At 63.0% G+C, this 15248-nt stretch carries 15 protein-coding genes; 4 read left to right on the forward strand and 11 right to left on the reverse strand.

What is annotated here, in order from left to right:
- Positions 1-13: 13 nt before the first annotated feature.
- Positions 14-1576, reverse strand: coding sequence for a Wzz/FepE/Etk N-terminal domain-containing protein (locus Q1V51_RS12870; protein ID WP_300556984.1), 1563 nt, complete (start codon positions 1574-1576; stop codon positions 14-16).
- Positions 1577-1664: 88 nt separating this feature from the next.
- Here Q1V51_RS12870 and Q1V51_RS12875 point away from each other — a divergent pair, with 88 nt between their 5' ends.
- Positions 1665-2396, forward strand: coding sequence for a polysaccharide biosynthesis/export family protein (locus tag Q1V51_RS12875; RefSeq protein ID WP_300556986.1), 732 nt, complete (start codon positions 1665-1667; stop codon positions 2394-2396).
- A gap of 295 nt (positions 2397-2691) precedes the next feature.
- On the opposite strand, the gene Q1V51_RS12880 is transcribed toward Q1V51_RS12875, so the two are convergent.
- Together Q1V51_RS12880 and Q1V51_RS12885 are read right to left on the reverse strand one after the other, a co-directional pair.
- Entirely contained in the window at positions 2692-2964 is a 273-nt protein-coding gene (locus tag Q1V51_RS12880) for a hypothetical protein (protein ID WP_300556988.1), read from the reverse strand.
- A 161-nt stretch (positions 2965-3125) separates the two neighbouring features.
- Positions 3126-4721 (reverse strand): hypothetical protein, encoded by a 1596-nt coding sequence (locus tag Q1V51_RS12885; RefSeq protein WP_300556990.1) that lies wholly within the window; start codon positions 4719-4721, stop codon positions 3126-3128.
- 213 nt (positions 4722-4934) lie between these two features.
- Between Q1V51_RS12885 and Q1V51_RS12890 the strand changes: the two genes are divergently transcribed.
- Positions 4935-5882 (forward strand): 2-oxoglutarate and iron-dependent oxygenase domain-containing protein, encoded by a 948-nt coding sequence (locus tag Q1V51_RS12890; protein ID WP_300556992.1) that lies wholly within the window; start codon positions 4935-4937, stop codon positions 5880-5882.
- 36 nt (positions 5883-5918) lie between these two features.
- Here Q1V51_RS12890 and Q1V51_RS12895 read toward each other — a convergent pair whose 3' ends face one another.
- The 6 genes from Q1V51_RS12895 to gatC all read right to left on the reverse strand — a co-directional run bounded on the left by Q1V51_RS12895 (position 5919) and on the right by gatC (position 12115).
- Entirely contained in the window at positions 5919-7283 is a 1365-nt protein-coding gene (locus tag Q1V51_RS12895; RefSeq protein WP_300556994.1) for a mechanosensitive ion channel domain-containing protein, read from the reverse strand.
- 122 nt (positions 7284-7405) lie between these two features.
- Positions 7406-9064 (reverse strand): Asp-tRNA(Asn)/Glu-tRNA(Gln) amidotransferase subunit GatB, encoded by a 1659-nt coding sequence (gene gatB / locus Q1V51_RS12900; protein ID WP_300556996.1) that lies wholly within the window; start codon positions 9062-9064, stop codon positions 7406-7408.
- Positions 9061-9336, reverse strand: coding sequence for a hypothetical protein (locus Q1V51_RS12905; protein ID WP_300556998.1), 276 nt, complete (start codon positions 9334-9336; stop codon positions 9061-9063). Before Q1V51_RS12905 ends, gatB begins: the two co-directional genes overlap by 4 nt.
- Positions 9336-10316: a DUF2806 domain-containing protein gene (locus Q1V51_RS12910; RefSeq protein WP_300557000.1), complete on the reverse strand. Its 981-nt coding sequence runs from the start codon at positions 10314-10316 to the stop codon at positions 9336-9338. The genes Q1V51_RS12905 and Q1V51_RS12910 overlap by 1 nt, the downstream gene beginning before the upstream one ends.
- Before the next feature lie 32 nt (positions 10317-10348).
- Positions 10349-11821 carry an Asp-tRNA(Asn)/Glu-tRNA(Gln) amidotransferase subunit GatA gene (gatA, locus tag Q1V51_RS12915; protein WP_300557002.1) on the reverse strand — a complete coding sequence of 491 codons (1473 nt, stop codon included), beginning with the start codon at positions 11819-11821 and terminating at the stop codon, positions 10349-10351.
- 6 nt (positions 11822-11827) lie between these two features.
- A complete protein-coding gene (gatC, locus tag Q1V51_RS12920) occupies positions 11828-12115 on the reverse strand; it encodes an Asp-tRNA(Asn)/Glu-tRNA(Gln) amidotransferase subunit GatC (protein ID WP_300557004.1) in 288 nt (95 codons plus the stop codon).
- A 102-nt stretch (positions 12116-12217) separates the two neighbouring features.
- Between gatC and ruvX the strand changes: the two genes are divergently transcribed.
- Both ruvX and Q1V51_RS12930 read left to right on the forward strand, forming a co-directional pair.
- The gene (gene ruvX / locus Q1V51_RS12925; protein WP_300557006.1) at positions 12218-12673 is read left to right on the forward strand and encodes a Holliday junction resolvase RuvX; all 456 of its coding nucleotides are present in this window, start codon (positions 12218-12220) and stop codon (positions 12671-12673) included.
- On the forward strand, positions 12670-13584 hold the full coding sequence (locus Q1V51_RS12930) for an AEC family transporter (RefSeq protein ID WP_300557008.1): 915 nt from the start codon (positions 12670-12672) through the stop codon (positions 13582-13584). The genes ruvX and Q1V51_RS12930 overlap by 4 nt, the downstream gene beginning before the upstream one ends.
- On the opposite strand, the gene Q1V51_RS12935 is transcribed toward Q1V51_RS12930, so the two are convergent.
- Together Q1V51_RS12935 and Q1V51_RS12940 are read right to left on the reverse strand one after the other, a co-directional pair.
- The gene (locus Q1V51_RS12935) at positions 13581-14513 is read right to left on the reverse strand and encodes an MBL fold metallo-hydrolase (RefSeq protein WP_300557010.1); all 933 of its coding nucleotides are present in this window, start codon (positions 14511-14513) and stop codon (positions 13581-13583) included. The two genes, Q1V51_RS12930 and Q1V51_RS12935, sit on opposite strands and share 4 nt — an antisense overlap.
- A 44-nt stretch (positions 14514-14557) precedes the next feature.
- Positions 14558-15067 carry a GNAT family N-acetyltransferase gene (locus Q1V51_RS12940; protein WP_300557012.1) on the reverse strand — a complete coding sequence of 170 codons (510 nt, stop codon included), beginning with the start codon at positions 15065-15067 and terminating at the stop codon, positions 14558-14560.
- Between the last annotated feature and the right edge of the window lie 181 nt (positions 15068-15248).

Raw genomic sequence — 15248 nt, forward strand, 5'->3', positions numbered from 1 at the left:
GTTAACGCAGCGCTTACGCCCGACGCTCGGCAACACGCGCGAGGATCGGCAGATCGCCATAGGACACCGGCGGCGGGTGCGGAGTATAAGCCGCGGCTGCGGCGGGCGGGGCATAGGCCGCGGCAGCTGGTACCGACATGCTGACCGGGGCATAACGGGTCGGCTGCGAATAAGCCGGGCGGCGAGCGCGCAGATAGGCATCCCAATAGCCGCGCAAAAGACCGGCCATCAGCGCAACGCCGCCGGACAGGACCAGGACCGCGATCAGAGCCAGTTTCTTCAGAGAAGAGCCCTGCAAGGGCGGCGCGGCGCGGTCAAAGACCCGGACGGCGTCAGCGGCGCCCGGGCCGAGCGAACGACGGGCGGCAGCGATGGCTTCCTGGCCAGCGAGCAGTCCCGCAGTCGCCTCGGCAGCCGTGACGTTCTGGGACAAGCGGGTAAAGGCCGGCTCGAGATCGCGCAAACGCGACACTTCAGCCTGGGCCGCCACCAGCTGGCGTTCCAGCACGGCGACGCGATTGGCCTCGGCCTGGGCATTGGCCCGGCGGGTGGCCAGATCGGTCTCCATCGCCTGGCGGACAGGGTTCACACCCGTGCGCTGTTGCCCCAGCCCCACCGCACCACCAGCAGCCAGAAGGCCCTCGATCGCTTCGATTTCGCGATCCAGTGCGACGACGGGCGGAGCGCCCGGCTGATAGCGCGACAGCAATTGCTCGCGTTCGACCCGCCGTTCCAGCAGGAGATTGGTCGCACCATTCTCGACGTAGAGCTGGATGCTTTCGGGAATATTGGCGAGGCGGGCCTGCAGGGCATTGGCCCCGGCATTAGCCGAATCGCGCTCTGCCGCGGCCAGGCGCAGGCGATCCTGAATTGCGCTGACGCTGGTTTCGGCCGCCAGCTTGTCACTGTCAAAATTGGCCAGCTGGTTTGAGGTCAAGAAGACATCCAGCGCAGACTGGGCCTCGCGAACCGCAATATCGGCCTGACCGCGACGCTCGGTCAGGGTCGACACTCCGGCCTCGACCAGGACTTGCTGGCGGTAAGCGAGATACGCGTCAACGACGGCATTGAGCACGAGCGCCGCCCGATCCGGATCGGCGGCTTCATAGCGCGCGATCAGGGCGGAGGAATTGGGCTCCCGGCTGATCGACAGCCCGGTTTGCAAGGCCTTGCGGGCCGCGCGATCGGCATCACCGACAACGGGCTCACCCAGCACCGCAGCCGCCCCAATCGTCTGAATGGCCAGGCGCTGAACGGCATCGGAGCCCAGAAGCTCGCTCTCCGACTGCATGATCTGGTCGAGCATAAACGCCCCACCGGCACCTGCTGCAGACGGCGTAGGGTCGTTCTCGAGCAGAACGAGGAGCCGCGACTCGGCCTCATAGCTCGGCTTCACCAGAAGCAGGACAGCGGCCACACCGGCCGCAAAAAGTACGGCGAAAATCAGCGCGATAAAGCCCTTTTGCGCCCAGGCCAGGGCCAGGACGTCAAACAGGTCGAGCCCCTCACGGCTTCCGCCGCCAGGAGGCGGGGCGGAACCGGCGGGCGCACCGGGGTAATCATGAACGCGCGTCATGGGCCCAATAGACGGCAGGCCCGCTTAATTTTTTCTTATCCAAAGCAACGCGAAATAGCGGCGAAACAGCAGTCTTTGAGGATAGTCTATGCGAGCGTCCCGCCTCGGCCTGACCATTGCCGTCTCTCTCGGCCTTGCGGCCTGCGCCAGCTCCGGTTCTCAAGCCCCCCACCCCGACCCGGACTGGGCAGGCCGCTTCGCCGCCTGGGAAGAGACCGATCCCGCCTATCGCTTCTTTCCGGGCGACAGCATTGTCGTGACAGTGCACTCCGCCCCCGAGCTCTCGACCACAACGCCGATCGGACCTGATGGCCGCGTCAGCCTGCCGCTTCTGGGCAATGTCATGGTGGCCAACCGGACCGATTATGAAATCGCCGGTGTCGTCGCCGACGCCTATGCGCAATCGGTCCTGGTCTCACCCATCGTCGAGGTGCGCCGCGGCGATCTGGGTCGGCAAAATATCGTTGTCGGTGGTGAAGTGACCAATCCGGGTCTGGTCGAAATGACAGGCCCGGTCGGCGCGCTCGAAGCGGTGATGCTGGCCGGAGGATTCCGCAACACAGCCGCTCGCGGCGAGGTCGTCGTCCTGCGGCGTCAGCCGGGCGGACGCTTGATGATGCGGGTGGTGAATGTACGCCAGGCGCTCAATGGCCGTGTCGATGCCGACCAGATTCAGCTAAGGCGCCATGACCTGGTCTTCGTGCCGCGCTCGACCGTGGCGGAAGTGACGAATTTCGTTGAGCAATATGTCTACGGCGTGCTGCCACTGGATCAGGCGCTGTCGTTTGCGATTGCGGATGCGATCAACGACAATAACTAGCTCGCCAGTCCAGTTCGCCGGGCTGCGAGGTCCCGGCCCAGGTGACTCCGGCTGACATGGCGGGTGACAAGCCGTGCTGATCATATCACAGGAAGGTAAAGTCGGGCGAGGAGCTGCGCTCGACGCCCCCGGTCTCCGGTTCACCCCGGAGTTCGACCGTGACGCGGGTGTCATCGCGAAAACCTGACTGGCGTCAGGATGACGGCATCAGCGCCCGTCAATTGCACACCCAGTCCGTCAGCCAGCGAGCAGTCCCCCCGCTCGCCAGCTTGCCCGGACAGGATGGCTGTACCGCTTAGTGGCGGGTGGCCAGCCATTCACGCGCAGCTTTCTGCGCGTTGGCGATGTCGAGATTGGACATCTGGTCGGAGATTTCCTGGCGATAGTATTTCGCCGGCTCCGAGCCCATCAGGGCCGCCAGATTGAACCATTTGTGAGCTTCGATGTAATCGACTTCGCCGCCCTGGCCGGTCGAATACAGAATGCCCAGCTTGCAGAGATCTTCCCCCGTCGGGTCCGTGCTAACGGCTTCATGGGCCTGTGCGGTTTCAACGTCGGTAAACGCCATAGGTCTTCCCCTGTACTACTCGGCGAATGCGATCTTTTTAGATCTGTCATTCGCGCCACCATCCTGTCCGAATGCCTCCGAACATTTGCGATGTTGACAACAGAGGATTGCATTAAGGTTAAGAAAAATCGGGAAAATTCCGCCTTAAACCTTTAAATCGGTTAGACTTTCTTGCCCAAGAATAAACGGCTCAAACGCGCGTCAATGGCTCGCAAACGACTGGCCGAGCGGATCAGCGGCGAGGTCAGAATGCGGATCACGCTGAGCAGCAAGACCATGGATGCCGAGACCAGGGCAGCGATGACGCCATGGACATGGCGCCTGTCCGGCGCGCCAAGGACGGTCGCCTCCTCACTTGAGTAATCGAGCAAGGCGAACATGTCCGCGCCGCTGATCTCGTGCAGAACCAGAACGCCCGGCCCGATCTCCTGCACCAGGACATAAAGAGCGTGAGCCTGGTCGAGCTGAACCAGAGCATCGAGGGCCCGGATCGCCAGGGTCGGGCCGGTGCGGCCGCGAATGGAGTCGATATGGGCGAGCCCGGTCCGCAGGCGTCCGGCCTGGGCTTCATCGTCGACCCGCACCAGGCGTTGCAGCCGTTGCGAGACACGCTGCGGCGTCGCATAGGCCAGGTCCGGACGGAACTCCGCCATCGCGGCGGCACTCAGCAGAGCCTGTGGTTCAACCAGCTCGGCCAACAGGGTCCGTAATTCGGCTTCCAATTCCGGAGTCAATCGACCGGCCGCATAAGCCGCTCGGATCATTTCCGCCCCTTCCCGGCTCGGTGTCGCCTGCCCTCCCAGGTCAATAATCCCCGCCTCGATGCCAGAGAGCGCGAACAGGAAGGGGTCAAAGCGCTCGCGCGGCATGTCGATACCGGCACAGGCTTCACCAAACGGCCGTTGGGCGCCGGGCGCTCGGCAAAGCTGGTGCACGAAATGGCGCATACCACCATAGAGCCGTGTCCCCCCGGCTTGCCGCCGGGACAGTCCCGGCAGGCTGAGCAATTCCAGTTGACCGGCCTCATTGCCGGTAAAGAAAGAACGGGCCTGATCGCCCACCAGTTCCCAACGCGACCGCGCGGCCTCGTAGCGCTGGCGGATCGCTGCCGGCGCAAAGATGATTTCCGGGGGATCAAGATCCATTCGCGCCGCTTCACTGTAGGCGGTGGCCAGGGCGGCGTTGATCGCCTGCTCGCGCTGCGGCACTGGCCGGGCGCGAAGCTCGGCATCAAGTTCGCGCGGGTTCCGGCCCGGCGACATCAAGCGCAAGGCCAGTTCGTCGCGGCCGATCCAATAAGGACCGATCGAGGCCCAGGCCGCAAACTGGTCCACATCCGGGCGCCGGCGCAGATCACCGTCGAGCGCTTCGCTCATACCGTCGATCCAGGTGTCAAAGATGTCCGCCGGCCCGGTCTCGGCACGGCTTTCTTCGAGCAGCTGTTCGACGCGTTGACCAAAATCAGTCGGTACCGGAGCAACCGCGTCGATACCGCCGAGATCCTCAACGATCTGCAAGGCGAACCAACCGGCCACGCCAAGCGACACCAACAGCCAGGTCGGCTGGAAGCCTTTCAGCAACAGCTTCCAGATCAGCCAGAACACGATCCCAATGGGCGACGCCTTGAGGACGGGGCGCGTGTCCTCAAGTGTCTGCTCGGTACGCGCCAGCCGGCGCGCCTCGGGCTCGGTCAGCCCGGCGCGGCGGAATTTGGCAGCGTTTGATGATTGTCTGTCCGGCCCGCTCGTTTCGGCCATCAATGTCCCCAGCACTCCCCGTTGCCGACATTTCTCCGGAATGTGGCCTAATGCAAGCGCTTACCCGTGCCGGGCGAAACCTCAAGCCCGACACATGGCAGTTGGGACGATCCAACTGCCCGTGATGCTGCGAATGCGACGTTGCGGCGCTTGGCACGAGCGGGGCAAAGCCTTATCCCAAGGCGCGAGAAAACATATGCAAGAGGCCGAGCGATGACCGCCACTGATTCCCTGACCCGTTTCCCGCCGGTTTCGATGAAGCTGCAGAAGAGCGATCCGAAAGCCTTCGCACATGAGCTGGGCAAGAGCTTCCGGGAATATGGCTTCGCGGCAATTGCTGATCATGGCCTGGACCAGGCGCTGATCGATCGCGCTTATGAGGTGGCAGCCAAATTCTTCGCCCTGCCTGAAGAAACCAAGATGAAATACTTCATCGAAAAGGGCGGCGGCGCGCGCGGCTATACCCCGTTCGGCACCGAGATCGCCAAGGATGCCCAGCACGTCGATCTGAAGGAATTCTGGCATGTCGGCCGCGACCTGCCCGCAGGCCATCCTTATGAAAAGGACATGGCACCGAATGTGGTCCCGGAAGAAGTCGAGGAATGGGTCTCGGTTATTCACGCCCTCTACGCCGCCTTTGATGAACTGGGCAAGGACGTGTTGCGGGCCATCGCGACCGATCTCGGCCTTGAGGAAAATTTCTTCGAAGACACGGTTCGCGACGGCAATTCGGTCATGCGCCTGCTGCACTATCCGCCGGTGCAGGGCGATACTGGCGGATCGATCCGCGCCGAAGCGCATGGCGACATCAACACCATCACCCTGCTGCTCGGTGCCGATGAGCCCGGCCTGCAGGTGATGACGCGTGACGGCGAATGGGTCGATATGAACCCGCCGGCCGGCTGCCTGGCGGTCAATATGGGCGATATGCTGTCGCGCTCGACCAATGGTGTCCTGCCCTCGACGCAGCACCGGGTCATCAACCCCAAGGGCGCCCGCACCGAGCACTCGCGCTACTCCATGCCCTTCTTCCTGCACTATCGCCCGGACTATCTTATCGAGACCCTGCCCGGCTGCGAACGCGAAGGCGTGGAAAGCCCGGAACCGATCACGGCGCACGACTTTCTGCATCAGCGCCTGAAGGAAATCGGCCTGATGTAGGACCGGGCCAGGCTAGACCGGGCCTTGGTCTAGCCTTTAGCCCCTGTCAGCACCTGCCGGCGGCTGGCTGGGTAGTTCCTTTACATGCACGTCCATTTGCGGGAACGGGAATTCCACGCCGGCCTCGTGCAGGGCATCCCAGATCGCCAGATAGACCTCGCTGCGCACATTGGAGAGGCCATTGGACGGGTCGACAATCCAGAAGCGCAGATCGAAATTGACCGAGCTGTCCCCATACTCCATCAGATTACAGACCGGCGCGCGCGAGGCGATCACTCGATCAACGCCCTTGGCGGCCTCGACCACGACGCGCTGAACCTCGCGCAAATCCCGGGTGCCGTAAGACACGCCAAAGGGCGCATGCAGGCGGACCTCCTGATCACTCTTGGACCAGTTGACCACCCCGTTGACGATGAAATTCTCGTTCGGGATCAAAAGCTCGGTTCCGTCCCGCGTCCGGATAGCGACATAGCGCGCCCGCATATCCGTGACCCAGCCAAAGGTTCCATCAACCTCGATGGCATCGCCCGGCTTGATCGACTCGTCGGCCAGCAAGGTAAAACCGGCGGCAAAGTTCGACACGGTCTGCTGCAGTCCCAGCCCGATCCCCAGGCCAATGGCGCCGGAGAAAATCGCCAGCGTGGCCAGGTTGAACCCGGTCATCTGCAAGGCCACCAGGAAGGCGACAACCGGCAGGGCAATACCGATAATCTTGCCGATCAGCGCCCGCAGGGCCGGTGAGAGTTCGTCGGCCTTCTCGAGTTTGGAATTGATCGTGCGGCCCGCGAAAGAGGCCAGCCAGAACAAGACCCCGAAATAAATCAGGGTGCGCAACACGTCGAACAGGGACAGATCGACCGGTTCGCCCTCGGCGGTTTCGCCCAGCGGTATGGCGAAGGCCTGCAATTGCAGGACGACATCGTCCAGGAGGCCGAACACATCGAGCGCGGCGACCGGCCAAGCCGTGTAAAACGCCACGGCTGACCAGAATTTCGACCGGATGACCAATGTCACCGCCCGGATAATCGTCCAGGCGGTCAACAGGCTCATCGCCGCCTCGACGATGGCCCGTGGACGCTCGAAACTGCCCAGACCAACCCAGATCAGGGAGATCACCGCCAACAGGGCCAGCGGCGTGGCCAAGGCCCCGAAAGCATAGACTAAACGCGTCGGCAGGCCTTTGGGCAGACGCGGCCCGAGCTGGCCCCGGATAAGATCGCGCAGCCGCGGCCCGAAGATCAGGGCCGGCAGCAAGGCCGCAACGACGAGCCCGGCCTGCAGGGCGATATCAAAGTCGAGCAAGGTGGCGAGCAGCCAGTCCATCCCGGCCTCGCCGCGCTCACGCAGCTGGTCCATGGGCACCAGGCTATCCAGCGCAGTCTCGTCCTGGGCAGGCGTCATGAGATCTCCGGCTAGAGCGTTGATGCGTCATGCCTAGCACGGGTTGCCGCCCGGTTGGAAGCGTGGCGTCCAACCTGGCTTCTGTCCTTCCGGGCACCCTGTCACAAGGCGTGAGAAGCCTGCTACCCCAGCAGCTTCTTGCGCAGGATCTCGTTCACCGCTTGCGGATTGGCCTTGCCTTGCATCGCCTTCATTACCTGACCGACGAACCAGCCCATGGCTTTGGGCTTTTCCTTCACCGAGGCCGCCTGGTCGGGATTGTCGGCAATGAGCTGGTCGATGACGGCTTCGATGGCGCCGGTATCGGTGACCTGTTTGAGGCCGCGGCTTTCCACGATCTCGGCCGGGTTACCGCCCTCTTCCCAGAGGATTTCGAACACGTCCTTGGCGATCTTGCCGGAGATGGTGCCGTCCTTGATCAGCTTGACCAGCCCGGCCACATCGATTTTGCGGGCGACGTCAGCTGCAGAGACACCCGCTTCCGCCGCCTTGGCGCGGACCTGTCCGCACAGCATGTTGGCAAGAGCCTGGGCGTCCTTGCCATAGACCTTGCGGTGATCTTCCGCATCAAAACCGAGATTGTGACCGAGGAAGTCCTCGACGACGCTCTCGGCCGTCTCCTTACCCGGATAATCTACTGTCACATGCAGGTGCTGGTAGATCGCCAGACGCACATCTTTCGCGAGATCATTGCTCTCGAAGAGTTCGACAAAGGCCTTCTCGAACTCGTCGGCAAATTCGCGCTCAGCCGTCAGGGCGTCGAGATATTCAACATTGTCGATGCCGAATTTCTCGGCAAAGCGGACACGTTTCTGGTCCGGCAGCTCCGGCAGGTGCTCGCGCACCATCTCGATCCAGTCTTCATTGAGCTCGAGCGGCAGCAGGTCCGGATCCGGGAAGTAGCGGTAATCGTGCGCCTCTTCTTTCGAGCGCATGGAGCGCGTCACACCGGTATTGGCGTCGAACAGACGGGTCTCCTGGTCGATCGTGCCGCCTTCCTCGATGATATCGATCTGGCGCTTGGCCTCGAATTCAATCGCTTGGCGGATGAAGCGCAGCGAGTTGACGTTCTTGATCTCACAACGCGTGCCGAGATGGCCGAAATCACCGGTCTCGCGGAATTTCTCATAGTCGCCCGGGCGGCAAACCGAGACGTTGACGTCGGCGCGCAGCTGGCCTTTTTCCATGTCGCCGCCACACGTGCCCAGATAGCGCAGGATGGTGCGCAGCTTGGAGACATAGGCCGAGGCTTCGTCCGGCGTGCGGATATGCGGCCGCGAGACGATTTCCATCAGGGCCACGCCGGAGCGATTGAGATCGACATAGGTATGGCTGGGATCAAGATCGTGGATCGACTTGCCGGCGTCCTGCTCGAGGTGCAGGCGCTCGATGCCCACGGTAAAGCGCGAACCGTCCTCGCGCTCGCACTCGATCTCGCCCTCACCCACGATCGGGAACTGGAACTGGGAGATCTGATAGCCCTGCGGCAGATCGGGATAGAAGTAGTTCTTGCGATCAAAGCGTGACCACGGATTGATCTTGGCATTGAGGCCGAGGCCGGTCTTCACCGCCTGCTCGACGACATAGCCATTGATCACCGGCAGCATGCCCGGCATGGCCGCATCGACCAGGGAGACCTGGGTATTCGGGGATGCGCCGAAGGCCGTGGCTGCTCCGGAAAACAGCTTGGCGTTAGAGATCACCTGGGCATGGACCTCGAGGCCCATGACGATTTCCCAGTCACCGGTCGCGCCGGCAATGCGATAGCTGGTCCCGCTCATTTTGTCTCTTCGTCCTCATCATCCCAGGTCGGCCGGTCTTCCTCCGGCACCGCCTGTGCTGCAGCCAGGACTCGCCCGGCTGCCGTAATCGTCAATCCAAACATTATGAAACCGCCGCCCGGAACCATCAGGACGATGGTCCAGATCACAGTCGGCTCCAGCGGCACGATGCCGCGATAAACCAGGGCACCGGCCAGCAGCAAAAGCGCGCCGACCAGGAAAACCGGGCGTGCCCATTGCAGGGCTCTCGGCTTGGCGTTGGTGTCCGTCATCAGCCCACCCGCTCCACGACGGCACCCGCCGGCGGTTTGCTGTGATAAATCTCGATTGGCTCGAACTGGACCTGATCGCCCTCACGCACCCATTTCGCGCGCATGACCTCAGCCTTCATGTCCATCGACAGGAAGGCCTTGGCTGCATTGATGATCGCTTCGCGCCCCGGCTCGACATTCAGGATACGGCCCAGCTGCTGCAGGGTTTCCGAGGCAAAGACGCCGTGCAATTGCCAGGTCTGGCCCGGCTCACCGCGGACCACCATCGCCTCTTCGCCGACCGCGATCCAGAACACGCCGTTCTCATCGAGCTCGCCGGGCTGTTCGAACGTGGTCCCGGCACCGTAGACAAAGCCCAGCGATTGCAGGTGAAAGAGCGATTTGAGCTGCGCCATATCGTCCTTGGCGACGGGGATGAACTCCCCGCTGATCACCATGGGGGCGTATTTGTTGACCAGACCCAGCTCACGCGAACCCAGCTTGTTGAGCTGATTGAGCAGGATCGGCGACACGCTGCCCGGATCCAGAATTTCCGAGGCCAGGGCGGCGGCCCAGACACGCTGCATGACCGGCTCGGCGGAGCGCTGTGACCGCGCCGCCAGGGTCAAGAGCCAACCGGTTTCGACCAGGCGATCGGTCTCAACGGCATCGCCCTGGCGCAGGCGGATCTGATCCACCGCGGCCTTGGCAATGGCTTCGCGATGCGACTGGGTCAGCATGGCTTCCGACAGCATCCGCGCGGACGCCCGGCCCATGATCGCGGCGTCGGCCTCGGTCAGCTCCTTGGCTTCAACCCCCAGCGCGCCATCAACCGCCTCACCATCGCTGAAGCGGGCGAGGACCAGGGCGCTGACCTCCGGCTCTTCGGCCCAGGGCACACCGATATAACGGCCAAGCGCGGCCGCCGCCCGACGCCGCAGGGGCTTGGGCAGGGCCAGAACGGCGGGCCAGTCGATCGGCGATGTCTCAGGCTTGTCCATGAGATCCTCTAGGGAAGCGGCGGGTCGTCAGCCTACCACCACTTCTCCGGCTTGGCGTTGAAGCCCGATGCGTCTTCCAGAGCGGCGCCGACCTTGAACATGGTTTCCTCGTCCAGTGCCCGGGTGATGACCTGCAGCCCCAGCGGCAGACCGTCCTTGTCCGTGCCCGCCGGAACCGACATCGCCGGGACACCGGCAAGGTTGGCGGTCACAGTGAAGACGTCGTTGAGGTACATGGCGATCGGGTCATCCGACTTGGAGCCGAGCGCGAAGGCGGCCGACGGTGCCGACGGTGTCAGGATGGCATCAACGGTTTTGAAGGCCTCGTCGAAGTCCTGGAGAATACGGGTCCGAACCTTCTGGGCGCGCAGATAGTACGCGTCGTAATACCCCGCCGAAAGGACATAGGTGCCAATCATGATACGGCGCTGGACCTCATGGCCGAAACCGGCCGCGCGCGTGTTCTCATACACACCCGTCAGATCCTCGCCCTCTTCGCGCAGCCCGTAACGCATGCCGTCATAGCGCGCCAGGTTGGAGGAGGCTTCCGCCGGCGCCACGATGTAATAGGCCGGCAGGGCGTATTTCGTGTGCGGCAGGGTGATGTCGACGATCTCGCAACCGGCGGCCTTGAGCCACTCGATACCGGCCTGCCAGGCCTTCTCGATCTCTTCCGGCATGCCGTCGACACGGTATTCCTTCGGCACCCCGATCTTCAAACCCTTGACCGACTGGCCTACGGCGGAAATCCAGTCCGGAACATCCTGCGGCAGCGAGGTGGAGTCCTTCGGGTCGTGACCCGACATGGCCTGCAGCAGGATGGCGCTGTCCTTGACCGTCTTGGCAAACGGGCCCGGATGGTCCAGCGAGGAGGCGAAGGCAATCGTGCCCCAGCGCGAGGTCCGCCCATAGGTGGCTTTCACCCCGACTGTGCCGGTAAAGGCTGCCGGCTGGCGGATAGAGCCGCCGGTATCGGTGCCGGTGGCACCAAAGCAGAGATCGGCAGCAACAGCGGCCGCAGAACCGCCGGACGAGCCGCCCGGGGTCAGCATCTCGCCGTTCGGGCCTTTCCAGGGATTGTTCACCGGACCGGAATTGGCCGTCTCGTTGGAGGAGCCCATGGCGAACTCATCCATCGAGGTCTTGCACAGGAAGACCCCGCCATTGTCCCACAGCGTCGAGGTGACAGTGGATTCGTAGGTCGGCTTGAAACCCTTGAGAATATTCGAGGAGGCCGTCGTCGATACGCCTTCCACCGCGAACAGGTCCTTGATGGCGATCGGTGCGCCCTCGATGAGACCGCCCTCGCCCTTGCCCAGTTTCTCGTCCGACGCGGCCGCCATGGCGAGCGTCTTGTCGCCATCGAACGCGGTGAAGGCGTTGAGCGCCGGCTGCGCCGCCTCACACGCCGCCAGGGCTTCCTTCGCCAGCTCGGTCGCAGAGACCTCCTTGGCCTTCAGCTTCGAGGTGACCTCGTCGAGGGTGAGTTTGAGAAGATCGCTCATGGGTCCCTACTCCACCGACTTCGGTACAACGAAGAAGCCCTCATCGGACTTCGGGGCATTGGCCAGCACCTTGTCGCGGCAATCTCCGTCCGTGATGACGTCCTCGCGCTGTGGCAGGGCGAATTTCACGGGCGTCGTCATTGCCTCGACACCCTCGACATCGACCTCGTTCAATTGCTCGATCCAGGTCAGAATGCCATTGAGCTCATCGGTCAGGGCATCAATACGGTCTTCAGGCTCGGCGATGCGCGCCAGCCGCGCAATGCGGCGTACGTCGTCAGCGGTCACGGACATGGGAAATCACTCCGGAAAAGTCAGTCGACGTTGACTAACAACCGTCTCTCGCAGGTGCAAGAAGACTTGACGGCTGCGCCTGCGCCGCGCATTGCCGGAAGCATGGCTCTGATCCCTCTAGAAGACTTGCCAGAAGGGGCACTTCTCGCGCTCGACCCCGGCACCAAGACTATCGGTGTTGCCGCTTGTGGCGCGTCGCGCGGCATTCCCATGGCGGTCGAGACCATCAAACGTACCAAGTTCAAACAGGACGCCGAGCGCATTTTTGCGCTTTATGACGAGCGCCAGGCCGTGGCGATTGTCATGGGGTTGCCGGTCAATATGGATGGCTCGGAAGGACCTCGGGCCCAGTCGGTGCGGGCGATGATCCGCAATCTGATCGCGATGCGGGATATTCCCATAGCGGTGCAGGACGAACGCCTTTCCACTTTTGAAGCCGAAGAGAAACTCATCGCGGCCGGTGTCCGCCGGGACAAGCGCAAGGATATTATCGACGCCCATGCCGCGGCGAATATCCTGCAAAGCGCGCTCGACCGGCTGGAGATGCTGGGCGAATGAACCATATCGCCGCCGCCTTGCTGCCGGTCTTCGGCATTATCTTCATTGGTTGGCTCTTGCGCCGGTCTCACCTTCTGCCCGATGCCAGCTGGGGGCCGATTTCGCGCCTCGCCTATCTCGGCCTGTCTCCGGCGATTCTCTTCACCTCGATTGCCCGCGCCGACCTGTCCGAGATCCAGCTGGGCCCCTTCATGGCCGCCGCCATGCTCGGTTTTATCGCCATGGCCGTGATCACCCTCGCCATCAAGCCGGCGCTCAAGATACCCGGCCCCACCTATACCAGCCTGTTCCAGGCCACCTGCCGCTGGAATGGACTATTGATCCTCGCCCTGGCCATCGCGCTTTATGGCACTGAGGGCGAGGTCCTGGTGGCCCTGGTCATGGCCGCGTCCATTCCGCTGGTGAACATGGAATGCGTTGCCGTCCTGTCGATCTGGGGGGATGGCGCTAAGCCCGACTGGCGCTCGGTCGCCTATCGCATTGCCACCAACCCGCTGATCCTCGGCTCCGGGCTCGGCGCGATCGTGAACCTCACCGGCATTGGCATACCCGAGCCGATCTGGGATGCGGTCGACATGCTGGGCAAAGCGGCCCTGCCCCTGATCCTGCTCGCTGTCGGCGCGGGCCTGAATTTCACCGCCATGCGGGCCCGGCCGCGCCTCCTGGGGCTGTCTGTCTTTCTCAAACTGATGATTGCGCCCATGGTCTTCTACGGCCTCGGCCTGGCCTTTGGCCTTTCCGGTGTACCGCTCATGGTGCTGTTGCTGACCGGAGCCTCACCGGGTGCCGCATCCGCCTATGTCCTGGCCAAGCAGCTGGGCGGCGACGCGCCCTATGCGGCGGGCGACATCACGGCGGCGGCGCTATTCAGCTTTATTACTATTCCCTTCTGGCTCGCCGTTCTGGGCTAGCGCGACAGGCAATAGACCTCGTGGAATTGTGCCACGCCAAAGCCGGCCTCGAGCACCTGGGCGCGCTCCGGGCTGTCGGGATAGCGCACCGGGTTGGTGTGGTTGAGGTGGATGAAGCGGATCTTCGCCTTTTCATCGTCCGGCAGGTCGGCAAAGCGCGCCACGGAGTGCGTGATAAAGGGATGCGGGAAGCCGGACATGTCCCGCCCCGGAATTTCGCCATTGGCAAAGAAGGTCGCATCGAGAAAGGCGTAGTCGACCGAGGCGATCATGTCCTCGATCCGGGTGCCCATCTCGTCCCACTCTTCCCAGCTGTCGATATCGGGAATGAAAATCGCCGATTTCCCTCCGCCATCGATGCGGTAGCCGACCACTTCGGAATATTCCTGCCGGTGCGGTACCAGGAAGGGCGTAACAGTGGCGCCGGCGATCTCGACCGGATCTCCATCGACCAGGCCACGCAGCTCGATATTGCCGTAGCGGACAAGCTGGTCCCAAGGTCCGTTTGAACTGAGATATTCGCCCATGCGCTCCATGGCATAGACGGGGACGTCCTCGGCGCCGACGCTCTCATGCCCGAGGAACATCAGCCCGGTATAATGCCCCATATGGGCGTGGGTCAGGAAAATCCCTTCCAGCCCGGGCCGGTCATCGCGGGGTTCGAACATGTCGAGCCGGTAGAGCTGCTCTCGCAGGTCCGGCGTGGCCTCGAACAGAACCCGCTCGCCGGTTTCCTGGTTGATGATCGCCAGCGAGGTCGCAAAGCGACGCAGCGAGCTATCGAACCAAGCGGGGTCATTGCGATTACCCAATTGCGGCGAACCGCCATCCTGGGAGGTGCCGAGCACCATGAGTTCGATCGGGCAGGTCTGGTCCAGCGGCGGCGGGATCGAGGCGGCGAGCGTAAGCGCGGTCAGGGTCGTAATCATGGAACCGACGGTGGCCTGAGCCCGCCCCACCGGTCAAGCCGGGATCAATCGATCCCCACCACATCGCTGCGCCGCTCCATCCAGGCGATATCGCGCCATTGGCCCTGCATCGGACCGTACAGCATCTTGCCAAGACGCTTGCGATAGCCGAGCAGCTCGAACCCGCATTTCTCATGCAGGGCGATGGAGGCCTGATTTTCGCGCATGATGCCGGCGACGAGCATCCAGATGCCCTCGGCTTCAGACGCCTCGACCAGGGCGCCGAGCAAGGTCTTGCCCACGCCCTGCCGCTTGGCCCGGTCGGCGATATAAATCGTCACCTCCGCCACACCTCCATAGACACAGCGCGAAGAGGTCGGGCTCAAGACCGCCCAGCCGGTCACGCCATCCGCGTCTTCCGACACCAGGCGCGGCGTTCTCAGCTTGCCGTTATCGAAATAGGCCCAGTCAGGCACCTTTGTCTCAAAGGTCGCGTGACCGGTCTCGATCCCCTCCTGATAGATGGTCAGAACCTGGTCGGCGTCAGCGGCGATCATGGGGCGAATGCGAGTCATGACCCCAGTCTTAGTCGAGCCGCGCTCTTGCCTCCACCTCCAACCCCCACTATACCGCCGCAAACCTTGTCCAGGGCCTTTCAACACCGGGAGAGATGATGAGCCGCGCGGCCTTCACCTACGACTTTCCCCACCGCCACCTGATTTCGGTGGCTGACCTCAATCCCGTTGACATCCAGAT

It is taken from the genome of Maricaulis sp. (genome assembly GCF_030149235.1).
Classification (GTDB): domain Bacteria; phylum Pseudomonadota; class Alphaproteobacteria; order Caulobacterales; family Maricaulaceae; genus Maricaulis.